Origin of the sequence: uncultured Rothia sp. (genome assembly GCF_916049665.1) — a bacterium.
Classification (GTDB): domain Bacteria; phylum Actinomycetota; class Actinomycetes; order Actinomycetales; family Micrococcaceae; genus Rothia.
This window is the reverse complement of record NZ_CAJZIE010000052.1, coordinates 1-17,749: the sequence shown is the minus strand read 5'-3', so window position 1 is coordinate 17,749 and position 17,749 is coordinate 1. Positions and strand designations below refer to the sequence as shown.

Here is a 17,749-nt window from a genome sequence, read left to right as displayed (position 1 = left end):
GTGTACGCATCGTAGTTCGCCATAATCGGCGCGGTGTAGGCGTGCAGGGTCGCCGCCTGGGTAATAGTGTGCAGATTAGTACGACCGCGGCTGAAAGACAGGTCGGTGTACATGAACGGTTCGAGTCGCCCACCGAACTTGGAGGTGGGTTTGCGTACAGCCTTGGCGACGGCATGGGTGATTCCGCCGTCGCGGGTGAGCATGATGATGATGCGGTCGGTTTCGCCGAGTTTTTGGGTGCGGAGGATGAGGGCGGCATCGCGCCAGGTGCGGGGTTCGCTCACGGGTGTCTCCGTTCTCGGTACATGCTCGGTGGGTATCTGGTGGGTAGGTTTTCTGCGGCCGCTCAGTGGAGCTCAAACAAGAGCCGCGCGGGGTGTTGCGGGTACGGTTCGACCCCTGCCGTATTACCCCACATAGGGGTACCGGTCAGGGGTCGGTCCGTAACGTATGGGCGAGGCGCTATTTAGTCCTCGTACTCAATATCGTCGTCGATGTCGTCTTCATCGTCGAGGATTTCTTCAAGGTCATCCTCGTCTTCATCACCGTAGACGCTCAAGGGGGTGACCTCGTTGTGAGCCTCGAAGAGGGCATCTTCGTAGGCTTCAAAGGCGTTAGCGATTTCTACGTATGCCTCATCGACGGCAGGGTCGTGCTCGCCGCTTCGGTTAACAACGGCGGTCAGGTGCGCCTCCAGCGCGTCAAGGAGGCGGGTGAGTTCAGTGCGAGGATCAATGCTCATGCCATTTATTCTACTACCTACGCGCCTATGGTGTGCGCCGGGCAGTCATACGGCGGTTTAAACGCGGAACTGTGAACGGGCGCGGCAGGTAAAGTGGCAGATAAAATTGCGGCAATAATAGAGAACGCCAAAGCGGTAAAGCCAGTAGGGTAAAGCAAAGCACGCACGCGGCGTATAAAGCACCGCATAAAAATACCACCCCAGACACAGCGAACCCGCCGTCCCCAGCTTCCCTACTCCTCAAGGAGCGGGTGCCGGGTGCGGCGGGTTCTTCTGTCGGTTAGCTCAGCTCTACGCTGCGCCTACTGAATGGTTGCTTCTTACGGGTTGAGCCCGAGAGAATTAGAAACCGAGGGATGCTGCGGATGCGCGGATTGCCTCAGCGGATGCCTTCAGCTGTGCCAGCTCAGCCTCGTTCATGGGGACCTCGAGCACGCGCTGGATGCCCTCACGGTTCACGATGGTGGGCAGGGACAGTGCAACGTCCTTGAAGCCGTACAGCTCGCCTGCAATGGTGGTGGAGACGGGCAGCACTGCGTTCTGGCCGCCGAGGAATGCCTCAGCGATACGTGCACCGGAGATACCGATTGCGTAGTTGGTGGAACCCTTGCCCTCGATGACCTTGTATGCTGCGCGCATAGCTTCGGTTGCCAGCTCGGCGCGGACCTCTTCGGTGAACAGGGGCTTGCCGTCCTGCTCCCACTCGGTCAGGGGAACCATACCGATGTTTGCTGCGGACCAGACGGGGAACTCGGAGTCGCCGTGCTCACCAACAACGTTTGCGTGAACGCTCTTGATGGAGACACCAGCCTTGTTAGCAATCAGCCAACGCAGGCGGGAGGAGTCCAGAACGGTACCGGAGGACAGCACGCGGTTTGCGGGCAGGCCGGTAATCTTCTGAGCCACGATGGTGAGAACGTCACAGGGGTTGGTGACGAGCATGATGATCGCGTTGGGTGCTACGGACAGGATGTTCGGCAGCAGCTTCTCGAGGATTGCGACGTTTGCGCCTGCCAGTTCGAGGCGGGGCTGGCCGGGCTTCTGGCGAGCACCAGCGGTGATGATGACCATGTCGCAGTCGCGCAGCAGTTCGATGTCGTCGCCACCGGTTACGGTTGCTTCGTGTGCGAACATTGCGCCGTGTGCGATGTCCAGTGCTTCAGCGTGTGCGCGCTTGCCGTCGATGTCGTACAGGACGATTTCGTCTGCGGAGCCGCGGACCATAGCTGCGTATGCGGTTGCGCTACCGACGCCGCCTGCACCGATGACGCCGAGCTTGGTGGGGTTGTTGACACCGTTCATTGCTGTATGCCCTCTTTTCGTGAGAGTTATCCGTGTGGTGCGAGAGGATTCTCGCGGGGTCTATAAGGAAGCGGGTGTGTGCCTCAGAGTTGAATTTCCTTAGGGTGGGCGTTCTCCCCCGGTGGGCTCGCTTCGTTACTTTCTATTATGCCGCAGATTCTGCGTTTTGTGTTGGGTTATTTTGCTTTTTTCGATGGGTGCTGGTGACTTTATGGGCTATGAGGGGTGTTTTTCACTCATAAAACCAAATAATGACGTTCTGACCTTTTGAGCAAGGTCACATGTCGCTAAAGTAGCCCTCAACGTCTACCGCGCCTCCGGAAGCCTCAAAATCGGCACGGACCGCCTGAGCCAATTCGTCATCAACAAGGAAGTCCAAAGCTACAGAAGCCAACCCGAATGCCGCGTCCAGGGCAGCATCTGCAGCCGCCGGAGTGTCCGCATAATGCGCGAACTCCACCGTGTGCATACCGGTACCCTCGGGCGCAATCTGAATGAGCGGATGAATACCGGGCACACGCAGGCTCACATTACCGAAATCGGTCGAAGCCGCCAGCGTGTCGCTCACCGTGCCGGGCGGGTACGGGTGACGACCCACCGATCGCTGAGCCGAAACCCAACGCTTCAACAGCGGGCGGTTCGTGCGCACCGGCATGGTCATCGGCGAAGAATCCCAAGTCACCTCCGCACTCACACCAGCCATGAGCGCCGCACCGCGCAGCACCTCCTCAACCCGTCGCGACAGCGCACGCAGCGTCGGCGCGTGCTTAGAACGGATATTAATGTGCAGGCTCGCGGAGGCAGGAATCAGGTTCGGGGCATCCCCGCCGTGGTCAATAATCGCGTGAATACGGTCAGAACCGGGAATCTGCTGACGCAACAAACCCAAACCCTGATACGCCAGGTTCGCCGCATCCAGGGCGTTACGACCCATGAACGGGTGCGAGGAAGCGTGCGCACTCACGCCCGTGTAGGTCACACGGCATTCGCGGCGACCCAACCACGCCTGATCAGCCACATCCATAAAGTAGGGGTGCACCATAATGGCGGCATCCACCTGCTCGAACGCACCGGCGCGCGCCATCAGCTCCTTACCGGCATCGGATTCTTCGGCGGGCGTGCCGTAGTAGAGGACCCTGCCGCTGAACGCCTCGGGACCGGCGGCGAGCGCATCCGCCAGGGCAAGGAAAGCACCCAGACCGGATACCGCAATGACGTTGTGGCCGCAGCCGTGACCGATGCCCGGCAGCGCGTCGTATTCGGAAAGAATCGCGATGGTGCGATGCTTGGCGGGGTCGTAGTCGGCGCTGGTGAGCTCCACTTTAAAGGCGGTATCTAGACCGAAGGCGGGGTACTCGACAGAGAGGTTTGGGTGGGCCTCGCGGACGGCGTCAACGAGCGTGCGGGAGGCGAAATACTCCTCGTAGGCAGTCTCGGGATGCGCGTGAATCGCCTTGAGAATTGCGGTCAAAGAATCCGCGCGCGTGGCGATGGATTCGGCGAGGTCGCGGCGAATATGCGCCAACCCGCTGTCATCGTCGAGGCGGTGCCCGTGATGCTTTCCGTGACTCTTTCCGTGCTCGTGGTGCTCCCCATGACCGTGGCGCTCGCCGTGACTACGTTCCTGCTCGGGATGCGCATGGTCGGGGTGCTTGTGTCCGCGCTTGCGGCGGTGCTCAGCGGCACGCTTACGCTGTTCAGTTTCGAGGGCAAGAATCTCGGAGTACTCGCTACCGCGCACGCAATCGGCATCGGGCACCTCGTATCGGCGGGTTGTTGCGGCGGGTCGGTTCGGTACCGTTCGAGCAGAATCGTCGGAAGTGGGCTGGGTGTGGGCGGCGGTGCCCTGGGCGTTCGCGTCAGTCATGCTTCTACGCTACCGTCTGCGCTCGCCGGGCGCTAGAGGGTCGGGCGTGATGGAGTCGAAAACACCCAAAAAGAAATTTGTGTCACATAAAAGAAATTTTGTATATATCCTAGGAATCTTTGATTCATTGGAGTAGCGTTAAACACATGGGAGCGACAATCCAGCCGCACCCATCACCATCCGGCGCTAGCGATGCGAATGCCGGCAGGACAGTTCACAACCGGTCCAAACCATGTCGTTTGGGCCTCTGTCAATACCGTGACAGACCCATGGATGCGAACCGTACCGGCAAGCACACACCGCAGTGAGCGCCACAACCACGCTAAGGAGCTCCATCCCATGAAGGCAGCACGCTTCTACGACCGTAACGACATCCGCATTGAAGACATCCCCGCACCCGAAGCCGCTGCGGGCGAGGTTCTGGTCAAGGTCGCATGGTGCGGTATTTGCGGTACCGACCTGCACGAATACCTGGACGGCCCCATCTTCTGCCCCCAGCACGGTCACCCCCACCCCATTTCTGGTGAGGATTCCCCCGTCACCCTCGGTCACGAATTCTCCGGTGTTGTTGAGGCACTGGGCGAAGGCGTAGACGACCTGCAGGTTGGCGACCACGTTGTTGTCGAGCCCTACATCATTCGCGATGATGTCTACACCGGCCCCGACTCCAAGGACTACCACCTGTCCAAGGACATGAACTTCATCGGCCTGGCAGGTCGCGGTGGTGGCCTGTCCGAGAAGGTCGCTGTCAAGCGTCGCTGGGTTCACAAGATCCCCAACACCATTCCCCTGGACGAAGCTGCACTGATTGAGCCGCTGAGCGTTGGCTACCACGCTGTTGAGCGTGCAGGCGAGTTCGAAGAGGGCGCATTCGCACTGGTCACCGGTGCTGGCCCCATCGGTCTGCTGACCTCCGCAGTTCTGAAGGCTAAGGGCGCTAAGGTCATCATCTCCGAGCTGTCCCCGCTGCGCCGCCAGAAGGCTCTAGACTCCGGCGTTGCTGACTACGCTTTCTCCCCCGCAGAGGTTGACGTTCTGGCTGAGATTCACAAGCTGACCGACGGCCGTGGCGCTGACATCGCGTTCGAGTGCACCTCCGTTCAGCCCGCACTGGACCTGATTCTGGATGCTCTCAAGCCCACCGGTAAGGTCGTCATCGTCTCCATTTGGGGTAAGCCCGCTTCCCTGGATGTTCAGAAGGTTGTGCTCAAGGAGCTCGATATCCGCGGCACCATCGCATACGTGAACTCCCACCCGGAGACCATCAAGCTCGTTGAGTCGGGCAAGATTGACCTCAAGCCCTTCATCACCGGCAAGATTGCTGTGGAAGACCTGATCGACAAGGGCATCGACACCCTGATTCACCACAACGAGACCGCTGTGAAGATTCTGGTCACCACCGACCCGGAGCGTCTGGCTGAGTAATTCTCTGAGTGCTGAGTAATTCAGTTTCAGCTGATGCAGCTGCTCTTCTAGCTTCCTTAGCGTAGCTAGCGTGGGGTGAGGTTCCTTTCGAGGAGCCTCACCCCACTACTTTTTTGTGCGTTTTTTACCGGGCATATTTTACCGGGCATACAAAAATCCCCGGTTCCGAAGAACCGGGGATTATCTGTGCGCGAGGGGGGACTTGAACCCCCACCCTCTAATACGAGGACTAGCACCTCAAGCTAGCGCGTCTGCCTATTCCGCCACCCGCGCAGGTGACTTTCGAACGTTTTCCTTTCGGTGCCGTTCGAAGCAACACGTAATACTATACGGGCTTTCTGGGTACTCCGCAAATCGAAAGAGTATGTTCTGCATCACATATTAGAGGTTGGTTGGTTCCCCACACCACGGGTGATCTTCTCGCACCTTGAGTAATATGACCGGCACGCCCACTCAACTGCCATATTTTCGGTCATAACGACTAGAATAAAAAGCATGAATAATGAGAACCTCTCCCGCGAAGAAGCCGCAGAACGTTCGGCTCTCATCAGTGTCGACACCTACGACGTGCATGTCGACCTGACTAACGCCAAGGACCCCGAATTCGAGTCCTACCCCACCGTCACCACCGTCCGATTCTCCTGCAACACCCCCGGCGCAGAAACCTTCATCGACTACATCCACCACAGCGTCGACTCCGTTAAGCTCAACGGCACCGAACTGAACCTGGCAGATGTCGTCAACGGCGCACGTATCACCCTGCCCAACCTGCAGGCTGAAAACGTGCTCACCATCCACGGTCGCTCCTACTACTCCCGCTCCGGCGAAGGTATGCACCGCTACTTCGACCCCTCCGACGGTCGCGTCTACCTGTACACCCAGTACGAACCCTCCGACTGCCGCCGAGTCTTCCCGAACTTCGAGCAGCCCGACCTGAAGGCAGTCTTCAACTTCCGCATCACCGCACCCAAGGACTGGGTTGTCAGCTCCAACGGCGTACTCGAATCCCAGGTCGTAGACCCCACCGACGACTCCATCACCAAGCGAGTCTTCTCCCCCACCGCAAAGATCTCCACCTACATCACCGCAATCGTCGCCGGCGAATACTTCACCGCAACCACCACCTACAAGCCCAAGAGCAAGGTCAACAGCGGTGACATTCCCCTGGTCGTCTACTGCCGCCAGTCCCTCAAGCCGCACTTCGACTACGACCACATCTTCAAGGTCACCGAAAATGGCCTGGACTTCTTCCAGGACCTCTTCGACTACCCCTACCCGTACCCCAAGTACGAGCAGGCATTCGTGCCCGAATACAACATCGGCGCAATGGAGAACCCCGGCCTGGTCACCTTCACCGAAGACTACATCTTCGTCTCCGGCGCAACCGAGGACGACCTCGAAGGCCGCACCAACACCATCTGCCACGAAATGGCACACATGTGGTTCGGCGACCTCGTCACCATGAAGTGGTGGGACGACCTGTGGCTCAAGGAATCCTTCGCAGACTTCATGGGCACCCTCGGCGCTAAGGAAGCCAACAACTTCAACGACGCATGGGTCACCTTCGCGAACAACCGCAAGGCATGGGCATACATGCAGGACCAGCTGCCCACCACCCACCCCATCGTCGCTGACATCCCCCACCTGGAAGCAGCATCGCAGAACTTCGACGGCATCACCTACGCAAAGGGTGCATCCGTGCTCAAGCAGCTGGTCGCCTACGTCGGCTTCGACACCTTCATCGAAGCAGCACGCGTGTACTTCAAGCGCTTCGAGTGGGGCAACACCTCCCTGAACGACTTCCTGCAGGTACTCAACGAGGTCTCCGGCCGCGATATGCAGGCATGGGCTAACGCATGGCTGCAGACCTCCGGCGTGTCCGCGCTGGGCACCAAGCGTGTCTACAACGAAGACGGTCAGCTCACCGACCTGATCCTCACCCAGGAACTGCCCGCACAGCAGCCCGCAGGTCTGGGCCGCCCCCACGTGGCAAAGCTGGAAACCTTCGCGCTGACCGACGGCAAGCTCGTCTCCACCGGCCTGCTCTCCCTCGAGTACCCGGCAGAGCCCGTCTCCGAGTACCGTGTGGAGCTTACCGACGAGCAGAAGAAGCTCGTTGGCGAAGCAGACCTGCTCATGCTCAACGCAGAGGACCACACCTACGCTAAGGTTGCCCTGACCGACGAAGACGGCTTGCAGGCAGCTATCGAAGGTGTCTCCACCCTCGAGTCCGCACTCTCCCGCGGCCTCATCTGGGGCTCCCTCTGGGAGAACGTGCGCGATGCCCGCCTGCCCGTCACCACCTACGTCGACGCAGTGGTCCGCAATGTCTCCAAGGAGCCGAGCGCATCCCTGCTGGGCACCATGGTCAACAACGCACAGGTCGCTATCGCAACCTTCTCCGCACCCACCGGCCGCGAGCGCCTCTACGACGCTCTTTATGACGCATTCGCAGCCGCACTGGCACAGGCTAAGCCCGGCTCCGATGAGCAGCTGATCCTGCTGCGCGGCCTGATTTCGGTCTCCACCAACGCGACCAAGGGTGAAGAGCTCTGCCGCGACATTGCCCGCGGTGCGTTCGAAGACACCACCGGCGATATTGCTGACGCAACCGGTATTCCTTACGACCAGAACCTGGGTTGGAGTGCACTGGGTGCGCTCGCAAGCCGCAACCTGGTGACCGTTGAGGATCTGGACCGTGCGGCTAAGTACAGCCCCTCCTCGATTTCTTCGAACGGTTACGCGTACGCGATTGCTGCCCTGCCCTCTGCTGAGCGTAAGGCTGCCGCATACAAGACCATCATGGAAGACGAGTCGCTGTCGAACGACGCTCTGGCTTCGACCATTAACGGTTTTGCTCGCGGTCCGGTTGAGCTGCGTGAGTCCTACTACGACTCCTACTTCGAGGCTCTGCTGCCCCTCTGGGCGTCCCGTTCGATTGGTATGGCAACCCGCATTGTGCGTGGCCTGTACCCGAAGGCTCCGTACAACACCGGCTCCACCGAAGGTCTGGGTGTTGAGGGTAACCCCTCCGTGGCGCTGGCTCAGCGTTGGCTGGAGGCGAACCCTGACGCTCCTTCGGCTCTGCGTCGTCTGGTTCTGGAGGCTCAGGATCACGGCCGCCGTTCGATTGTGGCTCAGAAGTTCAACGCCTCCCTGCAGGACTAAGTTGCATGGTTTGAGTAGCTGAGGCGGGGTGTAGCCGGTACCTAGACTAGGTCCCCCCCCCGCCAGGTTCTCAACCCGCTGTGAGAGACTGCCGTTCGGCACGCTCCCGGTAACGCACCGGGAGCGTGCCGGGCGGTGGTCTTTTTCTGACTCATCTATAGAATTCACAGCGGCGGTGTGCCCTCTAAATATTTCCCTCATGCGGCGGTTCACACACTGACGTGGGCACTCATTACCGGGGCAGTTTCACTGGGACACAAAACTATATGCACCCGGTGCTAAAAGACAGATAAATGTCACCCCTTTTTTGTGAACTGTCCGCTCTGAAAGCATGAGAGAATAGACTAGGTATCCGCTCGCTTAGACATATCAGAAGGAGTTTTCAGTGGTCGATTACGCACTCGGTGACCGCGGTAGCGTTGACATTGTCACCGATGATTACTACGAAGCAGAAACCCTCCAAATTTTTGAGGAACTGCACATCGACCGTGAACGTATCTGGTACGGTGAAGCGCGTCTCGTGCCCGAACCGGATAACCCCTACGAGCCCAATAGCATCGCCGTCTACATTGACGAGTTCAAGGTAGGCCGCATGAGCGTGGAGGACTCCGCCGCGTACTGGGATTCCATTACCCGCGTGGTCGCCTCCGGCTACGAGCCCATCGCGCACCTGCAGCTTTCCGCTGTTGCCGTGCGCGCTGAAGGCGGCGGCATGCACGTGAAGAGCACCGGTGTGCTCTCCCTGTCCGCACCCGGGTCCCTCTTCCCCCTCAACGATGCACCGACCCGTGCGACCCTGCTGCCCCAGGGCCCGTCCATGAAGGTGCTCGACGAGAAGGAACACTCCGAATACTTGCACAGCATCCTGCCGCCCAGCGGTGAAGGCCGCGTGATTCTGACTCTGGAAGCTAACCAGCTGAAGACCTCCGACGGCCGCTTCGTTGACAGCGTTGAGGTGCGCCACGACCGCAAGCTCGTGGGCCGCCTGAGCACCCAGATGTCTGAGCAGCTGACGCCCGTGATTCGCTACGCGTTTGAGAACGACCGCCTCACCAGCGCGTGGGGCACCATTCGCGGTAACACCCTCGAACTTTCGCTGACCGTTCAGGCTGCACGCCCAGCAGATATTCCGCAGGAATGGTACGAGACTCTGCCCAACAACGTTCCGGCTCTACTGCCCGTTGGTGAAGACTACGAGGTGCCCCCGGCATTCGTACCCACCGAAGGCGAACGCCACTACCTGGAATCCTCCGCACAGCAGGCTCCGAAGAAGCGTCGCGGTTTCATGAGCTCCCTGACCGGTGGTTCCTCCACCCCCGAGCCGACCCGCAGCGAACCCGCCGCAGAGAAGCCTGCCATCGAGTACAGCATTGAGGAAGAGGAATACTACGAGCCCTCCGAACGTGAGCGTCTTCTGAATCTGGTTAAGGGTGCAGGCCTCGCAGTTCTGGTCGCCGGCCTGATCTCGATGCTGTGGACCCCGATGCTCGGCATCCTCATCGCGATTCTGGGTGGCGCTGTCGCGGCAGTTGCCTTCTACTTTGGTCGCCAGCCCTACTACGATGACTACGAAGCCTACGACGAGTACGAGGAAGAATACGAAGAGACCGACGAGGCTGAAGAAGAGGCAGACTCGAAGGCATAAACTCCTCCACGACAGAGCGTAAAGATACAACGCAAAGATACAAAAGGGGGCGACTACCCCACCATCACGGTGAGGTAGCCGCCCCTTTGTGTGCCCTCGTGTGCTCTCCAGTCTGAGCTTCTTTATCCTGCTCACCACGCGCACGCGGGAGGGCCAGTTAAAACCAGCGGGGGTGAAAGCCTCATCAGCTTTCACCCCCGCAAGGAGTCAGATCTTAGTCCTGACCATAAGTCGCCATGAACTGATCCATGCTGTCATGCTGCAAAGCATAGGACAGGTTAGCGTTCGCAGCCTGGTTCACGATAACAATCGACTGACCGTCGTAAGACCAACCCGGACCCGCGTTCGGCAGGGTGGTCATACGCATCGTGGTGTCACCACTGGTCAGCACCGGAGCCGCAATCTGAGCGATCTGCGCCGCATCCAGGCCAGAGTCCACACGCATGTAACCTGCAATAGACTCAACAGCAGACTGGAACGAACCCACGTTGCTCAACGCGCCCTTCGCCTTCATCGTGTTGTACAGGCCGCGCAGGAACGCACGCTGGTTACGAACACGCTGGTAGTCACCATCAGCGAACTGGTAACGAGCACGCACGAACGCAAGTGCCGCGCCACCATCCATGTGCTGCATACCCTGCTTGAAGGACCAAATGTTGATATCAAAGTTGAAGGGGACCTGAACGTCCACGCCACCAACGGAGTTCACCAGAGCCTTGAAGCCCTCGAACTCAATCTCAGCCACGTGATCAATCTTGATGCCCAGCAGGTTCTCAACGGTTGCCACCTGCAGAGAGATACCGCCATAGTTCAGCGCCGCGTTAATCTTTGCCGAACCGTAGCCGGGGATGTTCACCCAGGTATCACGCATAATCGAGACCAGGTACACGCCCTTGCCGTCAGCCGGGATGTGCATGAGCATGATGCTGTCCGCACGGGAGCCACTCACCTGAGCAGCTTCAGAACCGGAACGGGTGTCACTACCGAGCAGCAGAATGTTCTTACCGGGGCCCTTCACGACATCGTAGCTGTAACCGTCATCCAGGATGCCGTCGCCGTCCTTATCGTGCTCGCTGGCGTTCGCCGCGAGAGCCGCAGCAGCATCAGATCCGCCATTTGCGGAACCGTCGCTACCGTTAGCGCCGTTAGCGTTAGTGCCGTTCTTGCCAGTATCCGAGTTGGTCACGGTCGGAGCCTTCAGCTCCGTCACGTTGAGCTTCTTAGCCTCGCCAAGCTGCTCCTTAATTTTGGCCTGGTCTTCATCCACCTTAGTGATGGAGTCGAACTTCTCGGTCTTGCTATCCCAGGTGTGGCCAGCACGCCAGATAAAGAAACCAATACCGAGGGTAATAACCAGCAGAAGAATCAGCAGGATCAGCAGAATACGCTTGACCCATTTCTTCTTCTGCGACGGTTCAGAGTGAGCGTCGCTCATAGGTTGTCCTTTGTTTGAGGTGGTGATACGCGAGGTGCGCGGCGCATCCAGCGAAGTCTCTAGAGTGCAGAGAGCCGGAAAATAACCCGCCGATATGGGGCGGTGCTGGAGGGCACAGAAAATGCACAGCTCGCAAAATACTTTCCCATTGTAACGCCGTCAGCGGGTCTACGCACCAGTGAACGAAAGGTTTTACATTACAACTTTCCTCACGTTCGCGCGAGCTATTCTGCGATGGTTCGCAGAACGCACAATGCCCCGCCTCCCTGAAAACCAAGGAGAACGGGGCATTGATTTCGCTAAAAAGCAAAACTGGGAAAGAAGATTTACTTCTTGCCGAAGTTGCCGAAGCGTGCGTTGAAGCGCTCGACGCGACCTGCGGAGTCCATGATGCGCTGCTTACCGGTGTAGAACGGGTGCGACTCGGACGAGATTTCAACCTCGACGATCGGGTACTCGTTGCCGTCTTCCCACTTCTCGGTCTTGTCCGAGGTCATGGTGGAACGGGTCAGGAAGACCTTGCCGGATGCGAGGTCGCGGAACAGAACCAGGTTGTAGTCCGGGTGGATTTCTGCCTTCATTGATTACCTTCTTCTGCTACTGGATTTTGCCAGTAGCCCTTATATAGATGGAGTAGGTTTTTCGATGTGCAGCTATCGAGAAAATCTCAGAGCGCATCACCATTGTGCACGCATAGGGCGCGCACAACCCATTAAGGGTACCACCTTCACGGATTAAATCCCAGTACGTTCCCTCACAGGCACCAACCTAGGTGCCGCAAGGGCACCCGAAGAAGGTGCTCACGCGGGTTAAGAATCAAGCTAGGAACTCAGGTTATGAACGCGGGCGAGTCTCCCAGAACGCCACGGCGCTCGCTGCCGCAACGTTCAAAGAATCCACGCCGTGCGACATCGGAATCATCACCGTATCGTCACACGCCGCTAGGGTACGCGGCGACAGGCCGTGCCCCTCCGTACCCAGAATCAGCGCCAGCTTCTCATCCCGGCGTGCAGACAGCTCCTCCAGGGTGAGAGAGTCCTCTTCCAATGCGAGCGCCGCGCTCTTAAAGCCCAGCTCATGCAGGGTCTGCAGGTCGGCAGGCCACGACTCCAATCGAGCCCACGGCACCTGAAAAACAGTACCCATCGACACGCGAATCGAACGGCGATACAGCGGGTCGGCACATCGCGGAGTCACCAGCACTACATCTACATCCAGCGCGGCAGCCGAACGGAAGATAGCGCCCACATTCGTGTGGTCCACAATATCTTCCAGGATCGCCACGCGAGACGCCCCCTGCAACAACTGCTCCAGGGGCTGCGGTGCCGGGCGAGCCATCGCCGCCAGAGCGCCACGATGCAGATGAAAACCGGTCACCTGCTCCAACTGTTCCTCACTACCCACATACGCGGGAGTGTCAGGATGGGCGCACAGAACATCCGCCAAATCATCAGCCCATTTCTCACTCATCAGGAAAGAAACGGGCTGATGACCGGCAGCGAGCGCACGACGAATCACCTTCGAGGACTCCGCAATGTAGATACCCCACTGCGGCTCCATGGCGCTACGGAGCTTCACATCGGTCAGCTGCGTGTAGTAGCGCAGAGCCTGCTCGGGTGCCTGCGCCAGAGCCGTGACCGACTCGATGGCGTAGACACGCTCGGCACGCTCAGCGATCTGTTCGGCGCTCAGCTGCTTGGGGCCTCGGCTCATGCGCGCTTGAATGCGGAGTAACGACCCGCGGAGGTGACGGTCAGAGCCAGGTCCATGTCGTAGGTTGCGGCGAGGTTAGCCTCGGTAATGGTGGACAGGATCGGGCCTGCAGCGACCACGCCGCCGTCACGGACCAGCAGGGCGTGGGTGAAGCCCGCCGGGATTTCCTCAAGGTGGTGGGTGATGAGCACGGTAGCCGGTGCGTAGGGGTCAGCGGCAAGCGCGGTCAGGCGCTCGACCAGGTCCTCACGACCGGAAATGTCCATGCCTGCGCCGGGCTCGTCCAGCAGCAGCAGCTCGGGGTCGGTCATCAGTGCGCGAGCAATCAGTGCACGCTTGCGCTCGCCGTCGGAGAGGGAGCCGAAGGTGCGGTCAGCGAGGGTGTCAACGCCCCAGTCAGCCAGCAGCTCGGTGGCACGCTCGTCATCCATGACGTCGTATTCTTCCTTCCAACGGCCGGACACAGCGTACGCTGCAGTCACGACAACGTCGGAAACTTTCTCGTTGGCGGGAATCTGGCTAGCCGAAGCACCGGAGGACAGACCAATGCGCGGGCGCAGGTCGAACACGTCAACAGCGCCGAGGGTCTCGTCAAGGATTTCAACCTCGCCGCTGGTCGGGTGCAGGCGAGCTGCCGCAATCGACAGCAGAGTGGACTTACCGGCGCCGTTGGGGCCCAGAACAACCCAGCGTTCACCTTCGTTCACAGTCCAGGAAACGTCGTTGAGAATCTTGCGGCCGCCGCGAATCACGGAGACATTCTGAAGGTTGAGTACGGTGCTCATGGTTCTTCTTCCAGTGAGTTAGATGGATGGGATGCGCCCCACCCCGCAACCTAGCTTGGTTGCCGGTGCAGTGAGCGCATAGTGCGTGGGTACCCCACATTGGGTTCCTCACGCAAAGAATAAGGGGCTACAGGTGCCGTCACGGAAGGCGTGAGCGCGTCCGTAACGGCACCTGAAGCAACAGAGGTATTAGTCGATGAAGCCGCGTGCGCCGCCGACCAGCTCAACGTGGCCGGTCTCAACGTCTGCGGTGACCATCTTCGCGATTTCCTGCGCGAACTCGTTGACGGTGTAGAGCTTGCCGGCAGTCTCGCGGCGCTGCTCAATAGCGCCGGGGTGCAGGCGGTTCAGCAGGGTTGCGGTGACTGTGCCTTCAATCATGTCAGCGGATACCACGACCAGGGAGATACCCTTCTCGGAGAGTGCAGGAATCTCAGCGATCAGTGCGTCTTCGCCAGCGCGCTTGGACTCTGCGACGGGCTTGTATTCGTCCATGGTCTCAACTTCGCGGATGAAGTGTGCCTGGTGGCTGGTCACGAACACGATGCGTGCGCCCTCGGGCATCTTCTCTGCAGCCAGGCGTGCCAGGTTCAGCTGTGCGTCGCGGTTCAGGCGCATTGCGTAGTCCTCGCCCATGCCGGTCTCCATGCCGCCCGAAGCGTTCAGAATCAGGTAGTCCAGGGAACCGAAGGTCTCCACAGCGGTGTTGACCAGGTTCTGCAGGTCCTCAGCCTTGGTCACGTCAGCCTGCACTGCAACTGCCTTGCCGCCAGCCTCTTCAATAGCCTTGACGATCTTGTTTGCGCGCGGTGCCTTGGAACGGTAGTTCACCACAATGTTCGCGCCCTCAGCGGCGAGAATCTGTGCGGTGTCTGCGCCAACGCCGCGGGAGGAGCCGGTGATGATAATGGTCTTGCCGGTCAGCTGTGCCATAGTTTTATGTCCTTAGGTTTAGAAAGGGTGCGCCCACACTCGGGCACTTCATGCAGTCCGTACGGGGTGGGGTTAGTGACCCATACCCAGGCCGCCATCGACGGGGATGACAGCGCCAGAAATGTAGCTAGCTTCATCGGATGCGATCCAGCGAATCACGCGAGCAACCTCTTCCGCCTCCGCGAAACGGCCAGCCGGGATGGATGCGAGGTAGTTCTTCTTGGTTTCCTCGGGCAGAACCTCAGTCATTGCGGTGTTAATGAAGCCCGGTGCCACCACGTTCGCGGTGATGTTACGGCCGCCCAGCTCGCGGGTGATGGAGCGTGCCATACCAACCAGTGCCGCCTTAGATGCGGAGTAGTTGACCTGGCCGGGGGAACCGTACAGACCCACCACGGAGGAAACGAGGATGATGCGGCCGCGCTTGAGCTTCAGCATGCCCTTGATAGCGCGCTGAACCACGCGGAAGGAACCGGTCAGGTTGGTGTCGATCACGTCGGTGAAGTCGGATTCCTTCATGCGCATCAGCAGCATGTCGCGGGTGATACCTGCGTTGGCGACCAGCACCTCCACGGGGCCGAATTCTGCTTCAATTTCCTTGAAAGCTTCGTTAATGCTGTCGGCATCGCGCACATCTGCCTTGACTGCGAAAAATTCTTCGGGGGCTTCACCGCTGCGGTAGGTGATGCAGACGTTGTGGCCTGCTGCCTGGAATTCCTTGGCAATTTCGTAGCCGATGCCTCGGTTGCCGCCGGTGACCAGCACGGTCTTGGGAGTGTTCTCGCTCATGAGCTTCCTTGATGAGTCGACCCCTCGCAATCGGAGCCGATGCAGCGGCTCCGCGGTCGGGGTGTGGACGGATGGACAGTCGAACCTTATTTTACCGCGTTTTAGGGTGATGGTGCCGCAGGCTACACTCCGCTCTTGGGTACTGAACGCCCGCTCCCCTTCTTTTACATGCCTCATCGGGCGCGTACACTAGCTGAAGCGGAACAACCCGCACCCCTTTTCTGCGGGGTTGCGCGGGCACGGAATAACACCGCACGTAGAGGCGCAATAGTAAGGATAAGAAGACATGGATCTGCTCGGCTCACTCTCACAGGACGCACAGCCCGAGTACGCCAAGTGCTCCCGCAAGGGCTGCCAGCAGGCTGCAGAATTTCAGCTGCTCTGGAACAACCCGAAGGTGCACACCCCCGAGCGCCGCAAGATTTGGCTGGCATGCTCCGAGCACGTGGGCTGGCTGGAGAACTACCTGCGCGAGCGCGAGTTCTGGAAGCAGACTCTGCCGTTTGAGGGATAGCGCCGACTGAGGTCTCTGGCTGAGGTGGCATCCCAAGCACTATCGAAAGTAATTTCGATATATGCTATATTTGTTCTAATACATTCGGGTATAGCATCCCGGGACACAGAGTCATCACACCCAAGGAGGCACCTCCCCATGATGGGCTATTCACACACCGTCAGCGCCGCGGCTGGCTGGCTAGTGCTCGTCGAGACGGGAGTGGTGCAGGTTCCCGATACCCCCACCCTCATTGTGACCACCCTGGCGTGCGCCGGTGCGGGTATGCTACCGGATATTGACCACCACAACGGCAGTATCGCCAACTCCATTCCGCCCATTTCACGCTGGGTAGCACGGCTTGTCGGAGCAGTCAGCGGCGGGCACCGCAAGGGAACGCACTCCATTTTGGGTCTGGTGGCCTTCTGGGCGGTTGCCTATTTCAGCGCCAACCTGAGCTATAACGGAATCCCCTGGGCTTCACTGCTTCTTGCCGCGTTCTCGGGCGGTCTGGCATTGCGCGTGCTCGGTGCACCGGGTGGATGGATCGGTGCCGTCGCCCTCGGATACGCCGCCTACACGACCGATTCGCTGGCACTACTCCCCTGGGCTATTTCAGTCGGAGCCACGATTCACCTGATTGGTGACCTATTCACCACCCGCGGACTGCTACCCCTCTACCCCATTGTCATCAAACCCCTGGTGGCTTCCCCCTTGTGGAAGAAGAGCGGCTATATGGCACTGCCCATTCTGGGTGATGCCGGTAGCGTGCGCGAGAAGACGCTCGTTCTAGTGCTGACCGGATACGTTGCCTGGTACGCGGCAGCCATGATGGGCTTTACCGAATACCCCCTGCAAATGTTTGGGCTGGGTATTCACGCCGCATAACGTACAGAGCTCAGGCAACATGACTCAGACAGTAGCGTTCAGATAACAGAATTTAGACAGCAAAGCGCCCCGTCACTTCCCTTACGGAAGCGGCGGGGCGCTTTTCTAATCCTTATCCCGACCTATCGGGGTGAGAGATTAAGCGTCCTGGATGGGCCAGAAGACGTCAACCTCAACGTTCTCTTCACCGGAGGTGGGGTACTTCTCGAACTCAGTGTTGTGCATTGGTAGTTCTCCTTCGTGAGCGGGCGGGAATCTCTTCTCCCCCGCGTTAGCTCACCATCGGTAGTGAGCCCTAGTGTTTCGCATTTGCGTCCTCGCAATGGCGGGAACAGTTATAAGTCTACGCCTCGTACATGTTGTGTTTCTACCATTTTTCCCACAATGTATGTAGAGACACACGAAAAATTCAAAAAGCCCACACAGACCCCCTGAAATATCGACTGATAGCTTTTCTTTCACCCGGAAAAACCCACAAGGCAACATGTTTTCCCGTCAAATACGCCGCGAGTTTCGTGTGTCAGAACCCACAAATCACATGCACGGGAAAGCAATTACACCACA

General features: G+C 59.0%; 15 protein-coding genes and 1 tRNA gene. 5 read left to right on the top strand and 11 right to left on the bottom strand.

What is annotated here, in order from left to right:
• The 4 genes from recO to QZ540_RS06185 all read right to left on the bottom strand — a co-directional run.
• On the bottom strand, window positions 1-284 hold a 284-nt coding region (gene recO, locus QZ540_RS06200; RefSeq protein ID WP_294628504.1), incomplete at its 3' end, for a DNA repair protein RecO.
• A gap of 182 nt (window positions 285-466) precedes the next feature.
• Window positions 467-742, bottom strand: coding sequence for a hypothetical protein (locus QZ540_RS06195; protein ID WP_049354637.1), 276 nt, complete (start codon window positions 740-742; stop codon window positions 467-469).
• Between the two features lie 342 nt (window positions 743-1,084).
• Entirely contained in the window at window positions 1,085-2,044 is a 960-nt protein-coding gene (locus QZ540_RS06190) for an L-lactate dehydrogenase (RefSeq protein WP_294628501.1), read from the bottom strand.
• A 277-nt stretch (window positions 2,045-2,321) separates the two neighbouring features.
• The gene (locus QZ540_RS06185) at window positions 2,322-3,911 is read right to left on the bottom strand and encodes an amidohydrolase (RefSeq protein WP_294628499.1); all 1,590 of its coding nucleotides are present in this window, start codon (window positions 3,909-3,911) and stop codon (window positions 2,322-2,324) included.
• A gap of 339 nt (window positions 3,912-4,250) precedes the next feature.
• Between QZ540_RS06185 and QZ540_RS06180 the strand changes: the two genes are divergently transcribed.
• The gene (locus tag QZ540_RS06180; protein WP_294628497.1) at window positions 4,251-5,336 is read left to right on the top strand and encodes a 2,3-butanediol dehydrogenase; all 1,086 of its coding nucleotides are present in this window, start codon (window positions 4,251-4,253) and stop codon (window positions 5,334-5,336) included.
• Between the two features lie 187 nt (window positions 5,337-5,523).
• Here the strand turns inward: QZ540_RS06180 and QZ540_RS06175 are convergent.
• Window positions 5,524-5,609 (bottom strand) — tRNA-Leu (locus QZ540_RS06175).
• Between the two features lie 222 nt (window positions 5,610-5,831).
• On the opposite strand from QZ540_RS06175, the gene pepN reads away from it, so the two are divergent.
• Window positions 5,832-8,504, top strand: a complete 2,673-nt coding sequence (pepN, locus tag QZ540_RS06170) for an aminopeptidase N (protein WP_294628494.1) — start codon at window positions 5,832-5,834, stop codon at window positions 8,502-8,504.
• A 385-nt stretch (window positions 8,505-8,889) separates the two neighbouring features.
• Window positions 8,890-10,149, top strand: a complete 1,260-nt coding sequence (locus QZ540_RS06165; RefSeq protein ID WP_294628492.1) for a hypothetical protein — start codon at window positions 8,890-8,892, stop codon at window positions 10,147-10,149.
• A gap of 214 nt (window positions 10,150-10,363) precedes the next feature.
• Here QZ540_RS06165 and QZ540_RS06160 read toward each other — a convergent pair whose 3' ends face one another.
• The 6 genes from QZ540_RS06160 to QZ540_RS06135 all read right to left on the bottom strand — a co-directional run bounded on the left by QZ540_RS06160 (window position 10,364) and on the right by QZ540_RS06135 (window position 15,804).
• Window positions 10,364-11,584 carry an LCP family protein gene (locus QZ540_RS06160; protein WP_294628490.1) on the bottom strand — a complete coding sequence of 407 codons (1,221 nt, stop codon included), beginning with the start codon at window positions 11,582-11,584 and terminating at the stop codon, window positions 10,364-10,366.
• Window positions 11,585-11,910: 326 nt separating this feature from the next.
• Window positions 11,911-12,165, bottom strand: coding sequence for a type B 50S ribosomal protein L31 (locus tag QZ540_RS06155; protein ID WP_005506069.1), 255 nt, complete (start codon window positions 12,163-12,165; stop codon window positions 11,911-11,913).
• A gap of 253 nt (window positions 12,166-12,418) precedes the next feature.
• Window positions 12,419-13,297 (bottom strand): RNA methyltransferase, encoded by an 879-nt coding sequence (locus QZ540_RS06150; protein ID WP_294628488.1) that lies wholly within the window; start codon window positions 13,295-13,297, stop codon window positions 12,419-12,421.
• Window positions 13,294-14,082, bottom strand: a complete 789-nt coding sequence (locus tag QZ540_RS06145) for an ABC transporter ATP-binding protein (RefSeq protein WP_294628486.1) — start codon at window positions 14,080-14,082, stop codon at window positions 13,294-13,296. The genes QZ540_RS06150 and QZ540_RS06145 overlap by 4 nt, the downstream gene beginning before the upstream one ends.
• A 189-nt stretch (window positions 14,083-14,271) precedes the next feature.
• A complete protein-coding gene (locus tag QZ540_RS06140) occupies window positions 14,272-15,015 on the bottom strand; it encodes an SDR family oxidoreductase (protein WP_049353098.1) in 744 nt (247 codons plus the stop codon).
• 72 nt (window positions 15,016-15,087) lie between these two features.
• Window positions 15,088-15,804, bottom strand: coding sequence for a beta-ketoacyl-ACP reductase (locus QZ540_RS06135; RefSeq protein ID WP_294628484.1), 717 nt, complete (start codon window positions 15,802-15,804; stop codon window positions 15,088-15,090).
• Between the two features lie 286 nt (window positions 15,805-16,090).
• On the opposite strand from QZ540_RS06135, the gene QZ540_RS06130 reads away from it, so the two are divergent.
• Window positions 16,091-16,318, top strand: a complete 228-nt coding sequence (locus QZ540_RS06130) for a hypothetical protein (RefSeq protein ID WP_005506080.1) — start codon at window positions 16,091-16,093, stop codon at window positions 16,316-16,318.
• 138 nt (window positions 16,319-16,456) lie between these two features.
• Window positions 16,457-17,185, top strand: a complete 729-nt coding sequence (locus tag QZ540_RS06125; protein ID WP_294628482.1) for a metal-dependent hydrolase — start codon at window positions 16,457-16,459, stop codon at window positions 17,183-17,185.
• The last annotated feature ends 564 nt before the right edge of the window (window positions 17,186-17,749 follow it).